Source organism: Curtobacterium sp. B18 (assembly GCF_000333375.1).
In the GTDB taxonomy this organism is placed as follows: domain Bacteria; phylum Actinomycetota; class Actinomycetes; order Actinomycetales; family Microbacteriaceae; genus Curtobacterium.
Genome location: NZ_BACZ01000152.1, coordinates 1 through 2,057, shown reverse-complemented (window position 1 = coordinate 2,057; position 2,057 = coordinate 1). Strand labels below are relative to the sequence as shown.

Genomic DNA, 2,057 nt, shown 5'->3' with positions numbered 1-2,057 from the left:
GGCCCCGGCGCACCTGCCGAGGTCGACGAGGCCACCGGCGAGGTCAAGCACGAAGTGACGGTCTACTGATGGATCTCCCCGTTCTCTGGTTCGCGATCGTCGGCCTGTTCTTCGTCGGCTACTTCGTCCTCGACGGCTTCGACTTCGGGGTCGGCATGTCCCTGCCGTTCCTCGGTAAGGACGACACCGACCGTCGGGTCCTGATCAACACGATCGGACCGGTCTGGGACCTCAACGAGACCTGGGTGATCGTCGCGGGCGCCTGCCTGTTCGCGGCCTTCCCGGAGTGGTACGCGACGATGTTCTCCGGGTTCTACCTGGCGCTGCTGCTCATCCTCGCGGCGCTCATCGCCCGCGGCGTCTCGTTCGAGTACCGGCACCAGAACAAGCACCTGGAGTGGAAGCGCCGGTTCGACCTGATGATCATCGTCGGCAGCGCGGTGCCGTCGTTCCTCTGGGGCGTCGCGTTCGGCAACGTGGTCCGCGGCATCCCGATGGACACCGGCCACAACTACACCGGCACGCTGTTCGACCTGCTCAACCCGTTCGCGCTGTTCACCGGTCTCGCGACGCTGCTCGTGTTCTTCACGCACGGTGTCGTGTTCGTCGCGCTGAAGACCGAGGGCGAGATGCGGGAGCGGGCGAAGCGCCTCGCGACCCGTGCCGGCGTGCTCACGATCGTGGTGGGTGCAGCGTTCCTGGTGTGGATGGCGTTCGTGCGGTCCACCCCGACCTCGATCGTCCTGTCGGTCGTCGCCGCGCTCGCCCTCGTGCTGGCGGTGCTCTGCACGGCCTGGGGCAAGGAGGGGCGCGCGTTCGCCCTGATGGCGCTGACGATCGCCGCCATCGTGCTGGCGATGTTCACCGCGATCTTCCCGGACGTCATGCCCGCGACGAACGACCCGGCGAACAGCCTGAACGTGTACAACGCCTCCAGCGGCTCGTACACGCTGACGGTGATGAGCTGGGTGGCGCTGATCTTCGTGCCGCTCGTGCTCGCCTACCAGGCGTGGACGTACTGGATCTTCCGCAAGCGCGTGACCCGGGCCCACGTGACCCAGGCCGCGCACTAGGCGGCGACGGTGAAGCCGCTCGACCCGCGCCTGCTGCGGCTGTCGCGGACGGCCCGCGGCTTCATCGTCGCGGCCGCCGGCACCGGGGTCCTCCGCACACTCGCGACGATCGCGATCGCGTGGGGGATCGCGGCGGCGGTGACCCTCGGCGTCGACGCGGTCCGTGACGGCGACGTCCCGGGCGCCTTCGTCCCGGCGCTCGCGCTCCTCGGCGCGGCGTTCGTCGTCCGCGCGGTGGCCGCCTGGGCGACCGACGACCTCGCCGCCCGCGCCGCGGCGACGGTGAAGAGCGAGCTGCGGGCGACGGTCCTCGCCCGCGCGGCGGAACGCGGGCCGTCGTGGCTCGCCGAGCGTTCCAGTTCGGCGTTCGCGACCACGCTCGGCCCCGGCCTCGACGCGCTCGACGCGTACTTCGGCCGGTACCTGCCGCAGCTGGCGCTCACCGCGATCGCCACACCGGTGCTCCTCGTGGCGATCGGCCTCGGCGACCTGACCAGCGGTCTCGTCGTGCTCTGCGCCCTGCCGGTGATCCCGGTGTTCATGATCCTCATCGGCCTCGCCACCCAGGCGCTGCAGCGGAAGCAGTCCGACGCGTTGGCGACGCTCGGCGGTGCCTTCACCGAGGCGGTCGAGGGGCTCGCCACCCTCAAGGTGTTCGGCCGCGCGCGGCGTCAGGTCGGCCGGATCGGTGTCGTCACCGACGAGTACCGCCGTGGCACGATCGGTGTCCTCCGGCTCTCGTTCGTGAGCGGGTTCGCACTCGAACTGGCCGCGAGCCTGGCCGTCGCGCTCGTCGCGGTGTCGATCGGCATCCGGCTCGTCGACGGCTCGCTCGGGCTGGGCGCCGCGATGTTCGTGCTCGTGCTCGCACCGGAGGCCTTCGCCCCGATCCGCCAGGTGGGCGCGGACTTCCACGCGGCGCAGGACGGGGTCGAGGCCTCGTCGGCGGTCCTCGACGTCCTCGACGACACCACGGCACCCGCG

Annotated in this window: 2 protein-coding genes; both read left to right on the top strand. The window is 70.8% G+C overall.

Translation table 11 applies throughout. From position 1 onward, the window contains the following. Positions 1 to 68: 68 nt before the first annotated feature. A complete protein-coding gene (gene cydB, locus I5E_RS04240) occupies positions 69 to 1,073 on the top strand; it encodes a cytochrome d ubiquinol oxidase subunit II (protein WP_022905898.1) in 1,005 nt (334 codons plus the stop codon). Between the two features lie 9 nt (positions 1,074 to 1,082). After that, positions 1,083 to 2,057, top strand: a 975-nt coding sequence (locus tag I5E_RS04235; protein ID WP_022905897.1) for an ABC transporter transmembrane domain-containing protein, incomplete at its 3' end; no start/stop codon positions are given.